This is a genomic window from Orbaceae bacterium lpD04, assembly GCA_036251935.1.
GTDB classification, from domain to species: Bacteria; Pseudomonadota; Gammaproteobacteria; order Enterobacterales; family Orbaceae; genus Orbus; species Orbus wheelerorum.
In genome coordinates, this window is sequence record CP133967.1 from 2,290,382 (window position 1) to 2,308,925 (window position 18,544).

An 18,544-nucleotide genomic window follows, 5' to 3' on the forward strand; every position below is an offset into this window, starting at 1 on the left:
ATACTGTGATACAGCGCCAATTTAGTGATCTCTCATTTTTTAATTTTTAAGTTGTTATTTATATTATTAATGCAATGGTATTTTTTTCACTATATTGATACCTTACAACAAAAATTTAACGAAAGTAGTCGAAGTTATTGCAATAGTGTGAAATATGATAAGTGATCAAAAGCGAGTAATATTAAGCGCGTTAACCAAATAATTTATCGAGTGCCTCGATAAAGGCTAGATCAGGTTTAGTATAAAAAATACCGTGCTCGGCATCATCAGGAACCATGCCTCGGATAAACAGATAATAGACGCCGCCAAAATGCGCTTGATATTGATAATGAGGGATACGGCTTTTTAAGTAACGATGAAGTGCTAATGAGTAAAGCTGATATTGTAATTCATAACGATGTTCACGCATTGCAAGTGTAATTGACTCATGATTATAATCATTAACCGATTGACCTAAATAATTAGATTTATAATCCACAATATAATATTTTCCCTGCCACTCAAAAACCATGTCAATAAAGCCTTTTAACATGCCTTGCACTGTTGAAAAATCAAGTTCATCACACTGTTTAGATAAAGGATCATAATGCTTACATAGCGCATCAAGCTTAGCTGCTGAAATATCTTGGCGAATAGGTAAATAAAATTGTAACTCGTTTAAACGCTGACTAGATGATAAGTCAGATAAAGATAATTGCGCTGATAATGGCGCCTTTAAAACACCTAAAAACCATTCACTTATCGGCATGAGCCAAACTTGTGGTAAATTTAATTTAGTCACTAAATGTTCAGCAATATTTTGACTGTCAGGGCGGCTAAAATCACTATTTTCAAAACATTCATGCATCAATGTACCCACTATCGCGCCTTTAGGGAAATGGTGGATGTCATAGATGAGAATATTATCTTGAGTGTTAATCATCACATTATCTTCAACTTGATTATCAGCTAATACCTCAATATCAAATGAAGGTAAAATATCACCTAATAATGCCGCCGATTTGTTATCGCTATAATGGCTAGATTGCACCAATCCTGAATAACTCGTTACCCGCCAGCTGTAATCAAGTTTACGCCTGAATATATTTGCAGCAAGGTGCGCTGTTGAGGCCGGCTGAGCCGCCGCCAATGTGCCCTTTGCAATCGGCAATTCAACGTTAATAACAGTGGTACTTTCGAGTTGATGTAGACTATTTTCAAGATCAGTATAATTATTTTGCGTGGGATCTAATAATAGATGACCTATTGCTGAATGTTGTATCGTTAATTGATTTGCTCGGCCTTTTTTCAACCCTGCTATTGAAAAGCTACAATGATAAATTGAACGCGTTAAGGCAACATAAAGTAAACGGAGATCTTCAGCAAGCCTTTCTTGTTCAATTAAGCGTTTAATCTCAGGCGATAAATGATAAGCATAATTGATTTTATAATTTTTTCGTTCATGAAAAATTAAACTATCAGATTCGCGGTGTAAAGCAATAAAAGGCAGAAACACGATAGGATATTCCAGCCCTTTTGATTTATGAATAGTAATGATATTAATTAAATTTTCGTCACTTTCAAGTCGCTGCTCGTGATTTTCAAGGTTACGATCTGGTTCATTAATTTGTTTGGTTAACCATCGAATAAGTGCATGAGGCGTATCGAGCTCTTGGGCAACGTCTTGTAATAGTTCACCTAAATGCATGAAATTAGTAATTATGCGTTCGCCATCAGGTAAGCTAAGTAAATTTTCAATGAGTTGACGATGATTCATTAACCGGCGTAGCATAACTAGCACACCATAGCGCAGCCAAAGTGCTTGATATTCCCTAAATTCATCAATAATTAATTCTAACTTACTTGTATCATTAGAAAGAATATCAATGTCACTCATTGACATACCAATTAACTGCGTTGCAAGCGCACTACGTAAATAATTTTCATTGGTTGGCATTAATACTGCTTGCAAGATCCGCAATATTTCACGGGCCTCTAATGATGTAAAGACACTTTTATGATTTGATACATAAACGCTTTTAATATTACGTTGATTGAGCTTTTGTTGAATAATTTCAGCTTCTCGGCCAGTTCTAACTAAAATGGCGATATCTGAGGATTTAATTTTCTCTTTTTCCACCTCATTATCATAAAAATAAGCATCACTCGCAAGCCACGTCATAATTTGCTTAGCGCAATATTCGGCAGAATAGTCTAAATAATCACTATTTGATGTCACTGATTCAGGCAATAAATAACTGTGGATCGCGCTGATTTTTTGTCCATCAACATAAAAGTTTTTTTGATTATTTTTAGCTGCACTATTCATGGCAATAAATGGAATTGCATCAAAAATAAATGGCTGCTCTTTACGACGATATAAGCTATTAACGCCGCTAACCATGCTAGCACTTGAACGCCAATTGGTCATCATCGTAAATTGATGATCGACCGATTTTTTAGCTTCAATATAAGTAAAAATATCTGCGCCACGAAAACCATAAATCGCCTGCTTAGGATCGCCAATAAGTAATAAACCCGATTGTTTGCGATTATGATATATAGTATCAAAAATTTGATATTGTACTGGGTCAGTATCTTGAAATTCGTCGATCATGGCAACCGGATATTGCTGCAAAATTTGAGCAGTCAACACATCACGATTTTCGCCTTGTAGTGCTTGGTGTAAATTATTAAGTAAATCGTCAAATCCCATCTGTGCAAGCTGTGTTTTTTCATCTTTTACTCGCTGGCGCACCAGTGCAATGATATCAAATAAAATAAAATCACGCAGACTAAATGAGCAGGTTAAAAATTGCTCTATTTCAGTAAATAAGGGATGGTTAGGTGCAATTTTATCACTATCAGTTTTATTACATAGCTCTGCTTGGCTAAATTTAACCAATTCATTAGGCACGCTATAATCACAAGTCGGCGAATTAGCCCATGTCGAAATGGTTTCAATCCATCTGGGTAAATGAGTTTTACTATATGAGCGCTTATTGACATCAGATTTTAAAATATCTGCCGTTGCATCGATTATTGCGGCTTGCCATCGTATTTTTATCAATTCAATTTTAGCAATATTTTCAGCATGAAAATGCTTAATTGTTGGAGCTAATGGCTGGGTTGATAAGATAACATTAGTTGGTATTGCTTGATTAAGATAAGGCGAAATATCAGCTAATAGCGCTTTAGGATCGGCCCAATTTTGCCAGATAGTATAAGCAATGTCTTTTGGCATTGGGGTAAAGTTATCACGCCAAATATCATTTACAACTTGTAAGTAAAGATCCGTTTGATCTTTAACTAATGTTTGATTAAATAAAACACCTGATTCAAAGGCATAAGTCGTTAGCATGCGCTGACAAAAACTATGGATAGTAAAAATAGCCGCCTCATCCATATTTTGCTCAGCATAAAGCAGGCGTTTTAGAGCAAGGGGTTTATCGTCTATAAGCTCAATTAATGTTTGATAATCTGGATCACAATGCGTTCCAATAATGCAGGCAACACGTAATTGGTGGATATTTTGTCGAATACGGTAACGCAGCTCTTCGGTAGCTGCTTTAGTAAAGGTAACAACGAGAATTTCTTCAATCGATAATGGGCGCTGATAATTATTTTTACCAACACCTAACAATAAACGTAAATAAATAAATGCCAAAGAATAGGTTTTACCGGTACCAGCAGAGGCCTCAATTAATGATCGCCCCGTTAAGGGTAATGAAAAGAGGTTAAGCTCATCAAAGTGCTTTAAACTTGATGGTGAAACCATTCCAATATACCTTCACCTGTTTGAGGTAACGAAATACAAGCAATATCTGCAGTTGAAAACATCGGCGGTGCAACTTGTGGGCATAATTCGTTAACCAAATAACCAACCAAAGGTAAGTGCGATACGATGAGTACCGATCCGATGCCGGTTAATGGTAGCATGCTGATATTATCAACAATATGCGCAGCGCAGCCATTAGGCTTTAGAAAATCATTGGTTTCACTTTGTTTTACTGTTACAAAATTAGCTATAATTGAGAAGGTTTGCTCAGCTCTCAGATAAGGGCTGACTAAGGCAAAATCAAAAGTTATTTTCTGTTCATTAAACCAAGTTGCAGCAGAAACACATTGCTGATGGCCAAAAGGCGTTAAAGCGCGACTTGAATCTGATGTTGCACTATAACCCGCCTCACCATGTCGCATCACATAAACTTTTATCATTCACTTACTCACCTATAAAAAGGGTAACGTATCAATTTAAACCTTTTAATACGTTACATTTTAGATTTACGTTAGTATTATGCGATTAACGTAACTTTAATTGAAAAATTAGGCATTCAGCGCCACAGCAAAAATGAAATTTTGCCGTAAGTTTATAACCATTTTCAACTTTATCGATTTGACTTACAATTTGGCAAGGCTCTGACTCAACATCTTGAGCTGCCTTCGTGAGTGATTGTAATTTTTCTTGAGCTAAGACGTCAGATGCAAAAACATTTTCATATTCAGCAGTACAATCTTCATTATCAATAATCGTACCAACATCAGTACAACAACATGCTGGCGTTTCATTAGCCTTGCATTTATTTACAGAATTTGTCATATATCCCCCATAACATTCGTGGTTAAATATAGTTATCAAGCTAGTATAAAATTAGTATAACAAAATCATAGCTTGATAGCTATTTTACATCTTTATTTTTGAATCTAGCACACTCACCATTATGGTGTTGTAGGCGTTGATTCGTCATCAAGTAAATGTATATTTCCCGTAATACTCATTTGCGATTGTTCGATGAGTTGTTTTAATGTTTCGCTATCATTTTCATATTCATTTACCACCAGTGGCACATATTCAATTAACGTTGAAGTTGGATCTAAATCAAACATCTCGGTATCAGATGTGAATTTACGTTTAATCCATGTATAGAGCACGATAAGTGGTTTTTGAATAAAGTAGATATCAACATTGCGTAAGGTTCGCTCCACAATCACATATAAGCTATCGCCTCGTTTATCTTTAAGTGATGAATACCTTGATGATAAACAAACTAGCTTTTGTTGTTCCATTTTAGTTGCAATTAATTGCATATATTGCTCAGCATGCATATCAACTTTAAAGCCTAAGTTAATATTAATTCTAAAGACTTTATAAGGAACTAAAATTTCTATTTCATAATCGAATCGATAGGGTTCATCCATACGATTAATGGCAACAAACCAATATGTATCTGCGCGTTTAGGTTTTTTTTCAAATAAAGAATAACTGATTTTGCTTTCAATCGAGTGCGGACTTTGTGCCCTTGTTAAATAGAATAAATGGGTCGCAATTTTTTCAACCGTTTTATCATGACTAACCGATACGATTTTGGCTAAGTAGTCGCTATCTAGGCGATCAAAAGTATTATAATCACGTTTTAATCGTCTACCGCTGTTCCATGCATACATGATGACGAAAATAAAACCTGCAATCAAGATTGAGGCATAACCACCATGGAAGAATTTTTGAATGTTAGCAACAAAGAAACCACTCTCAATAGTTAAAAAGAAAAGTGTTAACGGCACGCTATACCATAGTGGTTTATTGTTTTTCATAAAATAGAAAAATAGCAAAATTGTCGTCATCAACATACTAAGTGTGATGGCAAGTCCGTAAGCCGCCTCTAAATTTACGGATGAACCAAAACCTAATACCATAAGCGCACATAGTATAAATAATATGTAGTTAACCGATGGTATATACATTTGCCCTTTAATTAAAGTTGGGTACCTGATATGAACATTAGGCCATAGCTCTAACGAAACCGCTTCACTAATAATAGTAAATGCCCCACTAATTAAAGCCTGACAAGCAATAAATGCAGCGACGGTTGACATAATAATACCAATTAGTCTAAACCATTCTGGCATCATCATATAAAATGGGTTAATACTTGGGTCAACCATGTCTGGATTATGAATAATCCATGCTGCCTGCCCTAAATAATTAAGAATCAAACAGACTTTAACAAAGCCCCATGAAATACGAATATTTTTAAGCCCACAGTGCCCAAGATCGGAATACAGCGCCTCTGCGCCGGTTGTACACATGAAAATAGCACCTAATATAATAATCGCATCAGGCGCTTGAATAATAAATTCAATTGCGTACATAGGATTAAAGGCAGCAAGAACATCTAAATTAGGTAAAAGTCGATTAAGCCCTAATATTGCAAGCGTTGTAAACCAGATCGTCATACCAACACCAAAATACCTGCCTAACGATGCTGTTCCTAACGGTTGAATCAAAAATAGCACTGCAATAATAAGGAGTGTTACAGGAATAATAGGAATACTCGAATAAAGTGAATTCAATCCTTCTACCGCAGTAATAATGGTAATTGCTGGCGTAATCGCGCCATCAGCAAGTAATGCTGCTGCGCCAACAATTGCAATAATATACGCCCAGCGATAACGCCGCCTAATAAGTGCATAGAGCGATAAAATCCCCCCCTCACCTTTATTATCTGCTTTTAAGGTTATGATAACGTATTTTAGCGTTGTCTGTAGCGTTAGCGTCCATATCACGCAAGACACCGCACCTAATATATAAAAGGAATTTGACCACTGGTTTTCAGGTAGTCCAGAAATAATTGACTTTAAAACATAAAGTGGAGATGTCCCGATATCGCCATATACAATACCTATAGCACTGATAATACCAAGCATTCCGACCGGAATTCTATGATTTGAGTTATTCATAATAATTTACATTAGTTAAGTTAAAGAGTAATTAGGTTGTTAATAAGAAAATTACACGCCATTACATGAGAATTGAAAACATCGATTTGATATGACAAACGTTATTCTAATTATTTCGTTCATTTGATAGAATCATTTTAGTAAAACGAGAAGTCGCTATCATACTGCTAATTTTGAGATTGTACATCCTAATTCTGTACATTTAGAGTGAAAATGTTAATAAAAGTTAGCTAAAAAAATACAATAGTAAATAAATTCAATAAATTATAATTTATCAGACATAGTGAATACGCTGATTAAATATACAACAGGAGTCAATATGAGTTCAATTCATGGTCATGAAGTATTAAATATGATGGAAGGGAATAACTATAACGAGGACTCATTACTTAAGCAAATTAATGAAAAATTTGGTTTAAATGCTAAGTTTCATACCTGCTCCAAACAAGATATGTGCGCTATTGAGCTTATTGAGTTATTAAAAAGAAAAGGGAAGTTTAAACCAACTCAATTAGCAAAATTTACCGTTGATAGTAGTAAAATTTGTGATCATTAACTTATTTGTTAATTAAAATATAATCAAAATTGCCCCTTGAAAATAGGGGCAGTAATAAAACTATCTTGGTAAATTTAAAACTCAAATTGATAAATTAAATCAACAGTCTGATCGACGCCTGATACCGCTTCTAAATATAAGCGAGGCAATAATCGATAACGTAATGTGAATGTTGCCAGCGAGTCAAAAATACCGATCCCATATTTTAATTGTAAATTAGGTAAAATGTAACCACTAACAACAACTTTTTGACTATCTCCCACACCTTGAGTATCTAAACTTAAATTTTTAATGCCAAATGTATTGCCGATATCACCAATAATTTGGCCACCTTGGGCGGTGCCTAAACCAATGAGTAAAGCTGTCATCATATCATTTTCACTCTGATCACCACTATCCAGCCCTTGCCCTCTAAGTAGGTATGATAATGCCTCTTGCTGTGACATTGCTGGCTCTGAAAATATTTCAACTTTAGGGTCATCAGCAAGCCCTGTAACGCGAATACCGGCAATAACGTTATTTTCAATAGATTCAGGATTTCGAATCGCTTCAATGTTAAGTCTTGGTTGGTCGGCAAGCCCAGCAAAAACGATCTCACCTTTACGAACGATCAGATCTTGCCCATAAGCGTGGAAACGGCCATCTGGAACAAATATTTGCCCATTTACCGTTAAGCCTTTGTTTGTTTGTGTCACATAAACACCGCCCGTTAGCCTTGCAACTAAGCCAAAAGCATCAACATTAACTTTATCACCTAAAGATACCAACACGCGGCTATTAATTTTTATCCCTAAGTCTTGTGGGGCAATCTCTTGCAAATTACTATCAAGCATCACTTCATCCGATGACACATCAACAGTTGAAGGTGGAAGTGACTCAACTTTAATATTTGCCTTAGGAATTGTCACTTTACCAACCAAGTTGAGCTCATTTTGATTAGCATCAATACGAATATCGGGCACAATTGACATGGTTATCATCGGAGGGATGGTGACTTCAATCGCCGCACCCTTAACGGTTAAAAAAGCTTGCCAATTATTGATATTTTGCCAGTCTGCCTTACCATTAATATTAACGTTACCCGATTTGGTTTGCATCAGCCCTTTAAGCTCTGAAGATTTACCTTTAAAATCAATATCAATTACTATAGATTGAATATCAGCTGGTAATTGAGACACTTTAATATCACTATGCGATAGCGCAAATTTACCCGTAATGTAAGGGTCTAACAGTGTCCCTGAAAATTTCAAATTGGCATTAATAGCACCATTAGCATGCTCATTGTCATTGAGTAATGGATTAATAATTGAGAGCGATAATTGGTCAATAATCACTTGCCCACTTAACCGTTTATTATCCGTTGGATCATCAACAACTATATTACCGTCAAATCGGCCAAACTCTTTCGTGCTAAACTTCCAATCAAGTTTTGCTTGTTTATCATTAATATTGACGTTAATAGCAAATAGATCAAATGGGATCGGTAACGTTTGTGAGGCTATTTGTTGACGAATGTAAACGTCATTACTATTTATGCTGGCAACGATGGTCGGTATTTTATGAGCAGGATCCCATTTTATATTCGCCTTACCATATATCGTTCCGGCTAATTTGGTCTCGCCTTGATTGATTGATTCAAATAAAGTCAAATCAATATTAGATAAAATAATATTTGCTTCACCACGATCGGCAATAATAACATTTTTGTCTAAGCAGATGTGTGATTCGTTGTCTACCCAGCAATGAGCACTGATGCTTGCTTGATTCGTATCTAGATTATATTTAAGATTAATCGGCTTATTAATTTGCCAGCTATTTTTAGGACTAAATGTGAGATTAGCGTCTGCAATGGATCCCTGCCACTCGGTTCTTTGTTTATTTAGTTGGCCGTTTAAGTTAATCGCACTTGAAACAGGTTTTCCTTTGACATTAATCAGTAGATGATGATTTTGTTCATTACCGGAGAGTAAAATTTCTGCATTATCAACCGTTACATTTGGCATATCAAATTGGTTAGCCTGTATCTTGATATTACCCGCTAATATATCACTATATTTTATATCTCCGGTCAAAGAACCTTGATGTAACTTAATATCTTGCCAAACAAAATTATCAATTACTAAATTACTTTTAATGATCGGCTTGTCGATTGAACCATTGACTATCACCTGCCCTGTTATATTACCTTTTAGGTCTGGATCAATAACTTTAAGATCAGTCAGTTTTAAATCAGCAATTAAATTACTTTTTGTTGTCGAACCATTTAAATCGATGTGATTATTACCCAATGAGAGGTTAAACTTATCGGCAGAAATAAATTTACTTGAATTAATCGCAATATTACCACTTGCATGTAAAGGAGCCTTATTAATATTACCATCTAATTGCATCTGATTTAGATTAACTATCCAAGATTTACCGTCAATAGAGCCGTTAGTTTTTAATTTACCGTCTAATTTAATTAAATAATCAGGTATTTCACGGCTTAAATCTATCTTATTAAAATCAATGCTCGCATCCCATTTTAGTGCTTGGCGCCAGCCAACTTTAGCCGATAAGTCAAATTCACCTTGCGGTAAGGTTGCTGAAATAGATTTAATATTAAAGGATTCATTGGTACCATCACTTTTCATATCAAATAATACTGATGGTAATCCGGTGCCATAAAAGTCACCTTTACTATTGAAATGGTAATTTTTGACAGAGCCAGACAAATCAAGATCGAAATTTTTTAACTGATACTCTGCTTTACCAAATATCGGCCATTGAATGGCCTTACCACTAATTTTTGCGGTTACTGGCATATAAGTCTCAACGAAATCAATTTGCGCATCGATATCCGCTTGATTAAGCCCCTTAATTTGAGTTTTAGCTGATAATTTCCCTAACAATTGCCCCGTTATTTTACCGCTAATTTCAGTTTCACCCAGCTCATCTTGCTGCTTTGTTTTAACATCAATATTAGCTGATACCGGCCATTTATCGCCGAGTGTGATGTTACCTGAAACTTTTACATCACCATTAGCATAAGGCGTTTTGGCTGTTGCTTGAACAAGCCTTGCATTAATATAATTATTTTCAGTACTCGCTTGAATAGTGACATTATTAAACTGGTAATCTTGACCACCAATATGTAATAACCAATTATCACCTTTAAGGCTATTAACATAGATATCTAACGGAATATTAACCGTTGGTAATGCACTAATTAAAGGTTTATTAAAAATTTGATTGATTGTTTCACTAATTGATAAATTATCATTATTTGCATCTGTTTTAACCGGTTCGACATCAGTAGGTGTATCAGGGAAAATGGCTTTAACATCCATTGCCGTAGCAGGAAAAACATAAATTTTCTCATTTACCCAAGTCGCACGACCGTTAAATGAGGATAAATCAAAATGCATATCATCAACGTTTACTGATACATTAGTCAAAGACGCTTTTCGTAGTTCCATAGGCAATGGCATATTAATAACCGAGCGTGCGGTTTGCACTGGCTCTAAAGCCTCACTATCATCAGCAGGAAAGGCATCTGTGTGGATATTGACGGTAATATCTTTTGCATCCAGATTTTTAATGCAAATTTTGCCCTCTATTAAGCATAAACCTGATAACGATAATGCCGCTTTTCCAACTTTGACATCAACCCCATCAAGCTCCATAGAGAAGCCTTCGATATTTAAATCATTAAGCGCGCCTGTTGCATGTTCTATTTTGATTTCAGGCATCACTTTTTCAAGTACAGTGGTGATGATTTTAATACCTAAACTGGTATAAATTAAAATTAATAAAAAGCAAATTAGCACACTAAAAGTACACAGGACAATTAAACTACTTTTTTTCCATTTACGAATACGTTTGATTCGCTTAACTTTTTTCAATCTTTTATGATTCGCCATACTTTATAGCTCCGAGCCTAAACCAATATAAAAATGGACCGATGTTTTCGAATCATTGATTGGCGTTGCAATATCAAATTTAATTGGGCCAATTGGTGATGACCAGCGGATACCAACACCGACACCGGTATGAAAATTGGTTTGGTCAAATTTATCAATGGCCTCGCCGCTATCAACAAATGTCGCTCCCCACCATGCGCCAGTAAAGTTATATTGGTACTCAAGGGAGCCTGTAATTAATTTTGATGCCCCTTTTAATTTACCAGCTTTATCTTCTGGCGATATTGATTGATAACTATAACCGCGGATGCTTCTATCCCCCCCAGCAAAGAATCGGAATGAAGGTGGTACACGGTCAAAATCACTTGCCTGGATAAAGCCAAAATTACCTCTAGCAATAAAGCGATTATCATCGCCAAGTGAACGGATCCAAACTTGTTGTAATTGGAAACGAACAAAATTAATATCAGAGCCCAGATCTTCCGCCGCAACCTCTAAAGAGTAGCGCTGTGAATCACCCCACATCGGGAATAATTTACCATCACTTCTCGCTCGGGAAAAACTAAATGATGGGTAAAATAAAAAGGTTTTATAGCTATCACTGGCTTGGGTGAAGTTATCATACATGGTATTTAAGCCAATCGATTTTTGCCAGCCCTCGAAGCTGTCCCAATTGCGCAAAACACCAAAGGTATAAGAATTCGAATAGGTATCATTATTATTAATTTTTTTATAGCCACCTTGTAGTGTGTAATAATCTTCTAATGGTGACTCGTATAGCGGGATCTTATAAACACCGGTGATCGATTGTTCTGGCGATGATAAAACAAGATCACTTTGAAAACTATGGCCACGGCTATTAAGCCAAGGCTTATTCCAACTCAGCTTTCCTCTTGCACCATTATCAGTGGAAAAACCAATCCCAGCATCAACAATGTTTTTTTTTCGAGGTGTTGTTATTACATGTATCGGTAATATTTTATCTTTATCTGCATCTTTAAATAGAGGAACGACAGTAACAGAACTAAACCAATTGGTTGAAGATAGGCGCCGACTAAGTAGTGAAAGTTGATCTGCTGTATAAGGTTCACCGTCTTTAAACGGCACAATTTTACTTAGGTAAGACTCACGAATATCTGATTTACTAAAAGTAACATGACCAAATTCGTACCTTTTTCCGGTGTTAAAGTCTATTTGCCAAAAAGCTTCATGCAAAGGATCGCTAACCGCGAGCTGATGTTTAGTCATATCAGCATCAAAATAACCTTTACGTAATGCTATGCTTTGTAAGCGTTTTTTAAAACTATCATATTCACCATGATTCAATATGCTGCCTTTTTTAGGCAAATCATGATCTAATAAATAGAGATAATCTTTATCTTTTGCGCCTTCGCCCGTAATATCAACGTCAACGCCTTCAATTAAAACAGGTTGCCCAGGATCAACAGTCACAACTAACCGATTCTCATCGGGTTCATTGTAGCTAAATGTTGGATTATAATAACCTAACGCACGTAGACTTTTCTCTATTTCACTTTCTAAATAACGTTTAAAATAAGGGGTATCGGTAATTCGCTCATCATCGATCATAGATAAACGTGCATCGACATTATCTTCCAACGCGCCTGACAAGCCCTTAACATCAAGTTTGAGCTTAGCTGATACAGCCGCTATCATAATAAACGATAAAATAATCGAAAGAATAATTCTTCGCACATTCACTCCATAATGCCTAACTAAAATGATTTAGCATTAAAAATACAACTTAAACTTATTACCAATAATTATGAGTTCTTTGACCTATCTTTTAGTCAAAAAGTTCATTTCAAACTAAATTATTCTTCTAGTACAACATGGCCAATATAAGGAAGGTGGCGATAATGCTGAGCATAATCAATACCATAACCAACAACAAATTCATCTGGAATTGAAAATCCAATGTACTTAACTGGCACCGGAACTTCACGACGAGACGGTTTATCTAATAATGTACAAATATTTAAACTTCTTGGTCCACGTAGTTCAAGCAGTTCTTTAACTTTACTTAACGTATTACCGGTATCAATAATATCTTCTACAATTAATACATCTTTACCACGAATATCTTCATCAAGATCTTTCAAAATTTTGACATCACGGTTGCTATTCATCGCGCTGCCATAACTTGAAGCAGTCATAAAGTCCACCTCATGACCTACAGTAATGGCACGGCTTAAATCCGCCATAAAAATAAATGAGCCTCGTAATAATCCAATCAAGACTAATTCATTGTTACTATCTTTATAATCATTATTAATTTGCTGCCCTAACGCTTGTACTCTTTTTTTAATATCTTGTTCAGATATCATCACTTCAACACTATGTTTTTTCATCTTTAGACCAATCTCGTATATAAACGCGACAAATTCTATCAATATTTACTTATAAATCATAGTAAAGTTATAACAACTGACAAAATAATCTTCACTTCTTTAAATTTTAAATCAATCATGACGGTTAATTAACTAAAAATTAAAACAATTTAATATTTTTCAAAAACATAAAATATATAATAAAAATTGCGTTAGATTAACTTTACACACTTTTTTATTTAAATTGCGGAATAATTATTTGACAAAATCTATAACTTCGATGGAATTGAGTATATACTAACCGCCAGTAAAAGTAGGAGATAGAATATGGCTAAAGCGCGTGAGAAAGTACCCTCTTTTGAAGAAATACTTAAAGAATTAGAAAATGTTGTTAGCAAATTAGAGCTGGGTAATTTGCCTTTAGATGAAGCCTTAAATGAATTTGAAAAAGGCGTCAAATTATCGAAGCAAGGCCAAGTTCAGTTACAAAATGCCGAGCAAAGAATTCAAATATTACTTACCGAGAGCAGTGATGCACAGTTAACTGACTTTGTTGATTCTGCCAATTAATACTAAATTGTGATTATGGATAATTCATTTATTAAGTTACATGAACAATATAGCCAAAGAGTAAATCAATTATTGGCTAATTGCATGGAAAATATTGACGCTTCTTTGTTAAAAGAGGCAATGCAATACAGCTTACTTGCAGGTGGCAAGCGCATTCGTCCTTTTTTAGTTTATGCAACTGGGCAAATGTTTGATTGTATGCTTGAAAAGCTTGATTCCTCAGCTATGGCTATAGAAGCTATCCATACCTATTCGCTAATTCATGATGATTTACCAGCCATGGATAACGATGAATTAAGACGAGGCATGCCGACATGTCATATCAAATATGGCGAAGCTACGGCAATTTTAGCTGGTGATGCCTTACAATCTTTTGGATATTCATTAATCGCTCAAGATCCTTATTTGCCAGATAGTAATAAAATCTTAATGCTGCAAGAGCTTTCTGCTGCAAGTGGCATATCTGGAATGTGTTTAGGGCAATCACTTGACCTGCAAGCAGAGCATAATATCATTACCATTGATGAGCTTGATCAAATTCATATATATAAAACTGGCGCATTAATTAAAGCCGCCGTGCGCTTTGGTATGTTTGCTGTAGGTGATAAAGCAATGCAATATCAATCAGCACTCGATAATTATGCGCATTGCATCGGGCTTGCGTTCCAAATTCAAGATGATATTTTAGATGTTATTGGCAATAAAAATATAATGGGTAAAAATCAAGGTATGGATAAACAACTGGCTAAAAATACGTATACCTCATTAATTGGCCTTGAAAAATCGATACAAACTTGTCAGCATCTTTATCGGCAAGCTATCGAGGCATTAGATAAAATACCTTATAATAGCAAGGCATTGCGTCAATTAGCTGATTTTATTATTACCCGAAATAGTTAATTTACTTTGTCATTAAATAGAGAAGTTAAAATAGTAAAATGAACCTTGATAATTATCCATTACTTAAAGAGATTAATTCACCAAAAGATTTAAGGCGTTATCTTGTTAACCAACTGCCTGAAATTAGTGATGAATTAAGACGATTTTTATTGAACTGTGTCAGCCGTTCAAGCGGTCATTTAGCTTCAGGGTTGGGAGTCATTGAGCTCACTATTGCGTTACACTATGTTTATAATACACCCTTTGACCAGCTAATTTGGGATGTCGGTCATCAAGCTTATCCCCATAAAATATTAACGGGTAGGCGCGATCGGATGTTAACTATCAGGCAAAAAGATGGACTGCATCCTTTCCCTTGGCGCGAAGAGAGTGAATATGATGTTTTAAGCACTGGCCACTCTTCAACATCGATTAGTGCCGCGTTAGGAATTGCAATCGCTGAGCAGCAAGAAAAAACGGGCCGTAAAGTCGCTTGTGTTATTGGTGATGGTGCATTAACAGCTGGCATGGCGTTTGAAGCTATGAACCACGCAGGCCATTTAAAGCCGGACATGCTCGTCATTGTTAATGATAATGATATGTCAATTTCAGAAAATGTTGGCGCACTAAATCAGCATCTAGCGCAGATCCTATCAAGCAGAACTTACGCTTCACTGCGTGAAGGCAGTAAAAAGGTTTTTTCAAATATTCCGCCAGTCAAAGAATTTTTAAAGAAAACAGAGGAACATTTAAAAGGCTTAGTGACACCAGCAATATTATTTGAAGAACTTGGCTTTAACTATATTGGCCCCGTTGATGGTCATGATTTAGAAAGTTTAATAAGTACACTAACCAAAGTTCGTCAATTAAAAGGCCCACAGCTATTACATGTTATAACTCAAAAGGGCAAAGGCTATGCACCTGCTGAAAAAAATCCCGTACTTTGGCATGGTGTACCAAAATTTAACCCTTCTGAAGGAATTATTGACCAAACAACAAATCATGTGCCAACTTACTCACAAATATTTGGTGATTGGCTTTGTGAAGTTGCAAAGCAAGATAAAAAGTTAGTGGCAATAACGCCAGCTATGGGAGAAGGTTCTGGCATGAAAAAATTTGCTGAACTTTATCCAAACCAGTTTTTTGATGTCGCAATTGCAGAGCAGCACGCAGTAACCTTTGCAGCCGGGCTTGCAATTAATGGCAAAAAACCAGTCGTTGCAATCTACTCTACTTTTTTACAACGCGCTTATGATCAAGTTATTCATGATATTGCAATTCAAAACTTACCAGTATTATTTGCAATTGATCGTGCAGGAATTGTTGGCCCAGATGGCCCTACTCATCAAGGCGCATTTGACATTAGCTTTCTACGCTGTATTCCAAACCTAATTATTATGGCGCCAAGTGATGGCACTGAGTGTCTTAATATGCTTGATACCGGTTACCATTGCTCAGGCCCGGCGGTCGTTCGCTATCCTAGAGGTGATGTAAATAATTACGAGCCATCATCACCACAAAAAATAGAAATAGGTAAAAGTAAACTTATCCGTCAAGGGCGTAACATTGCTATTCTCAACTTTGGTTCATTACTACCTGAAGCACTTAAATCAGCACAAATGCTTGATGCAACGGTAATTGATATGCGATTTATTAAGCCACTAGATGAATCTGCAATTTTACAAGCGGCACAAACTCATTCAACGCTAGTCACTTTAGAAGAGAATGTTATTCAAGGTGGCGCTGGTAGTGCTGTAAATGAATTTATTCTGGCGAAAAAACTTAAATGTGATATGTTAAATTTGGGTTTACCTGATAAGTTTATACCTCAAGGCTCACAAGCAGAAATAAGAGATAGCCTCGGCTTAACTGCTGATAAGCTAACAGAAAAAATAAAATCATTTATAAATTAATAGGTTAATCATGGATACACAAGTTGTTAATATTCATATTTTTGGTCGGACATTAAAGTTATCTTGCCCGATCAATGAAATTGATGCGCTCAATTTAGCGGCAAAAGATCTCGATGATAGGCTTAATGAATTACGTCGTAAAACACAACTCATGAATAGCGATCAGCTTATTATTACTGCTGCGCTTAACATATCGTACGAGCTGACTAAAGAAAAACTTAAAAATGGCCAATTAGATAGTGAATTTAATGATCGTCTAAAAACACTACAAAAATTACTAGAAAATGCGTTAAATTTTAGCAATCAGTCATCTTTATAGTCGAAATAGTCAAAAAATTTTTGCCCATTTGTAGAAATTTGTATTATGATAGATATCTCTGAGATGTTCGCGAACGGGTCAGTCCCCTGAGCCGATAATCTTTACTTATAGAGCTACTATGAATATTGATTGGTGTGTATGCCTTCTCGTTAAGGAAACCTAAAGATCAAACGTGGTGCTCACCTTGAACTTCGGGTTCAAGGGTTACAACCTGTAACGACATCTTGGAGACCTTAAATAATTTAATTTGAAATAAATTATGCAAACACAATCATCAGTTACAAAAGAAATTCGCTCAAAAGTTCGTAATATTAGACGCGAATTACCACAAGAACAGCGTTTGATAGCTGAGCATGGTATTTACCAACAAATTAAAAAGCATCCTAAAGTATCAAGTGCAAAACATATTGCCATTTTTCTTTCTTTTGATGGCGAATTAAATACGAAACCCATCATTGAGTATTTCTGGCAACAAAAAAAATCTATTTTCATCCCGATTATTCACCCTTTTAATAATGACCATATGCTTTTTCTTCGCTATGATAAACAAACAGAATTAACGCGTAATCGATTTGGTATATTACAACCCAAATTGGATGTTAGAAATATCATTCCTTATAAAAAATTAGATATTATTTTTACGCCACTTGTCGCTTTTGACGAGCGAAACTATCGTATTGGCATGGGTCGTGGCTATTATGACCGATTACTCACGGGTTATCAGCAAACCGACATCTACCCAATTGGCCTTGCATTTACCTGCCAAAAAATTAGCTATATCCCAAATCAACCTTGGGATGTTCAACTACCTGAGATTATTAACGCTTAATACTAATTTAAGTTGCGGTCATTACAATAAAAAGCTATAATCCACGCGCTTTATATAGCAATCAAATTTTGCCAATTGCTGGGTCGCCTGTAATTGGTTTATTAATAAATAAGAGAGATATTATGTTTACATTAGATGCTGAAACAAAAAAAGAGCAGGGAAAGAGTGCGAGCCGCCGCCTGCGTCTTGCGGGTAAATTCCCAGCAATTATTTACGGTGGTTCAGAAGCTGCTGTATCAATCATACTTGATCATAACCAAGTATTTAATATGCAAGCTAAACCTGAATTTTATTCTGAAGTTTTAACAATTTCAGTAGATGGCAAAGAAATTAAAGTTAAAATTCAAGCTGTACAACGCCATCCTTTCAAACCAAAATTATTACATATGGATTTTGTTAGAGCATAGTATATATAATTGATATTAGGCTGCATTTGCAGCCTTTTTAATAACCTAAATGTCCCCTATTATCTTCGCTAATATATAACTTAATTCAATTATTCTTTTTA

The 18,544-nt window shown here is 35.5% G+C and carries 14 protein-coding genes and 1 other RNA gene; 8 read left to right on the forward strand and 7 right to left on the reverse strand.

Annotated features, from left to right (window positions below; translation table 11 throughout):
• Positions 1–190: 190 nt before the first annotated feature.
• From recB to RHO14_10170, 4 genes are all read right to left on the reverse strand, one after another.
• Positions 191–3,757: an exodeoxyribonuclease V subunit beta gene (recB, locus tag RHO14_10155; protein WVD70715.1), complete on the reverse strand. Its 3,567-nt coding sequence runs from the start codon at positions 3,755–3,757 to the stop codon at positions 191–193.
• Positions 3,736–4,197 carry a phosphohistidine phosphatase SixA gene (gene sixA / locus RHO14_10160; protein WVD70716.1) on the reverse strand — a complete coding sequence of 154 codons (462 nt, stop codon included), beginning with the start codon at positions 4,195–4,197 and terminating at the stop codon, positions 3,736–3,738. The genes recB and sixA overlap by 22 nt, the downstream gene beginning before the upstream one ends.
• Positions 4,198–4,282: 85 nt before the next feature.
• Positions 4,283–4,579 (reverse strand): YfcZ/YiiS family protein, encoded by a 297-nt coding sequence (locus RHO14_10165; protein WVD70717.1) that lies wholly within the window; start codon positions 4,577–4,579, stop codon positions 4,283–4,285.
• 119 nt (positions 4,580–4,698) lie between these two features.
• Positions 4,699–6,717 (reverse strand): KUP/HAK/KT family potassium transporter, encoded by a 2,019-nt coding sequence (locus tag RHO14_10170; protein ID WVD70718.1) that lies wholly within the window; start codon positions 6,715–6,717, stop codon positions 4,699–4,701.
• A 319-nt stretch (positions 6,718–7,036) separates the two neighbouring features.
• Here RHO14_10170 and RHO14_10175 point away from each other — a divergent pair, with 319 nt between their 5' ends.
• Positions 7,037–7,273: a YecH family protein gene (locus RHO14_10175; GenBank protein ID WVD70719.1), complete on the forward strand. Its 237-nt coding sequence runs from the start codon at positions 7,037–7,039 to the stop codon at positions 7,271–7,273.
• Between the two features lie 74 nt (positions 7,274–7,347).
• On the opposite strand, the gene RHO14_10180 is transcribed toward RHO14_10175, so the two are convergent.
• The 3 genes from RHO14_10180 to hpt form a co-directional block, all read right to left on the reverse strand.
• Positions 7,348–11,175, reverse strand: coding sequence for a translocation/assembly module TamB domain-containing protein (locus RHO14_10180; GenBank protein WVD70720.1), 3,828 nt, complete (start codon positions 11,173–11,175; stop codon positions 7,348–7,350).
• A 3-nt stretch (positions 11,176–11,178) separates the two neighbouring features.
• Positions 11,179–12,891 carry an autotransporter assembly complex family protein gene (locus tag RHO14_10185; GenBank protein ID WVD70721.1) on the reverse strand — a complete coding sequence of 571 codons (1,713 nt, stop codon included), beginning with the start codon at positions 12,889–12,891 and terminating at the stop codon, positions 11,179–11,181.
• Positions 12,892–13,010: 119 nt separating this feature from the next.
• Entirely contained in the window at positions 13,011–13,547 is a 537-nt protein-coding gene (hpt, locus tag RHO14_10190; GenBank protein ID WVD70722.1) for a hypoxanthine phosphoribosyltransferase, read from the reverse strand.
• Positions 13,548–13,853: 306 nt separating this feature from the next.
• Between hpt and xseB the strand changes: the two genes are divergently transcribed.
• The 7 genes from xseB (at position 13,854) to rplY (ending at position 18,443) form a co-directional block, all read left to right on the forward strand.
• Positions 13,854–14,096: an exodeoxyribonuclease VII small subunit gene (gene xseB / locus RHO14_10195; GenBank protein WVD70723.1), complete on the forward strand. Its 243-nt coding sequence runs from the start codon at positions 13,854–13,856 to the stop codon at positions 14,094–14,096.
• Positions 14,097–14,111: 15 nt separating this feature from the next.
• Entirely contained in the window at positions 14,112–14,996 is an 885-nt protein-coding gene (gene ispA / locus RHO14_10200; protein WVD70724.1) for a (2E,6E)-farnesyl diphosphate synthase, read from the forward strand.
• 38 nt (positions 14,997–15,034) lie between these two features.
• Positions 15,035–16,888 (forward strand): 1-deoxy-D-xylulose-5-phosphate synthase, encoded by a 1,854-nt coding sequence (dxs, locus tag RHO14_10205; protein ID WVD70725.1) that lies wholly within the window; start codon positions 15,035–15,037, stop codon positions 16,886–16,888.
• Positions 16,889–16,898: 10 nt separating this feature from the next.
• Positions 16,899–17,207 carry a cell division protein ZapA gene (zapA, locus tag RHO14_10210; protein WVD70726.1) on the forward strand — a complete coding sequence of 103 codons (309 nt, stop codon included), beginning with the start codon at positions 16,899–16,901 and terminating at the stop codon, positions 17,205–17,207.
• Between the two features lie 52 nt (positions 17,208–17,259).
• A non-coding RNA gene (gene ssrS, locus RHO14_10215) (6S RNA) lies at positions 17,260–17,442 on the forward strand.
• 24 nt (positions 17,443–17,466) lie between these two features.
• Positions 17,467–18,036 carry a 5-formyltetrahydrofolate cyclo-ligase gene (locus tag RHO14_10220; GenBank protein WVD70727.1) on the forward strand — a complete coding sequence of 190 codons (570 nt, stop codon included), beginning with the start codon at positions 17,467–17,469 and terminating at the stop codon, positions 18,034–18,036.
• Between the two features lie 122 nt (positions 18,037–18,158).
• Complete coding sequence (rplY, locus tag RHO14_10225) at positions 18,159–18,443, forward strand: 50S ribosomal protein L25 (GenBank protein ID WVD70728.1); 285 nt, start codon at positions 18,159–18,161, stop codon at positions 18,441–18,443.
• Positions 18,444–18,544: the final 101 nt, after the last annotated feature.

What these genes read in the sequence shown, in the direction of transcription:
- recB (WVD70715.1), bottom strand. Translation starts at nt 3,757, where the DNA reads ATGGTTTCACCATCAAGTTTAAAGCACTTTGATGAGCTTAACCTCTTT.
- sixA (WVD70716.1), bottom strand. Translation starts at nt 4,197, where the DNA reads ATGATAAAAGTTTATGTGATGCGACATGGTGAGGCGGGTTATAGTGCA.
- RHO14_10165 (WVD70717.1), bottom strand. Translation starts at nt 4,579, where the DNA reads ATGACAAATTCTGTAAATAAATGCAAGGCTAATGAAACGCCAGCATGT.
- RHO14_10170 (WVD70718.1), bottom strand. Translation starts at nt 6,717, where the DNA reads ATGAATAACTCAAATCATAGAATTCCGGTCGGAATGCTTGGTATTATC.
- RHO14_10175 (WVD70719.1), top strand. Translation starts at nt 7,037, where the DNA reads ATGAGTTCAATTCATGGTCATGAAGTATTAAATATGATGGAAGGGAAT.
- RHO14_10180 (WVD70720.1), bottom strand. Translation starts at nt 11,175, where the DNA reads ATGGCGAATCATAAAAGATTGAAAAAAGTTAAGCGAATCAAACGTATT.
- hpt (WVD70722.1), bottom strand. Translation starts at nt 13,547, where the DNA reads ATGAAAAAACATAGTGTTGAAGTGATGATATCTGAACAAGATATTAAA.
- xseB (WVD70723.1), top strand. Translation starts at nt 13,854, where the DNA reads ATGGCTAAAGCGCGTGAGAAAGTACCCTCTTTTGAAGAAATACTTAAA.
- ispA (WVD70724.1), top strand. Translation starts at nt 14,112, where the DNA reads ATGGATAATTCATTTATTAAGTTACATGAACAATATAGCCAAAGAGTA.
- dxs (WVD70725.1), top strand. Translation starts at nt 15,035, where the DNA reads ATGAACCTTGATAATTATCCATTACTTAAAGAGATTAATTCACCAAAA.
- zapA (WVD70726.1), top strand. Translation starts at nt 16,899, where the DNA reads ATGGATACACAAGTTGTTAATATTCATATTTTTGGTCGGACATTAAAG.
- RHO14_10220 (WVD70727.1), top strand. Translation starts at nt 17,467, where the DNA reads ATGCAAACACAATCATCAGTTACAAAAGAAATTCGCTCAAAAGTTCGT.
- rplY (WVD70728.1), top strand. Translation starts at nt 18,159, where the DNA reads ATGTTTACATTAGATGCTGAAACAAAAAAAGAGCAGGGAAAGAGTGCG.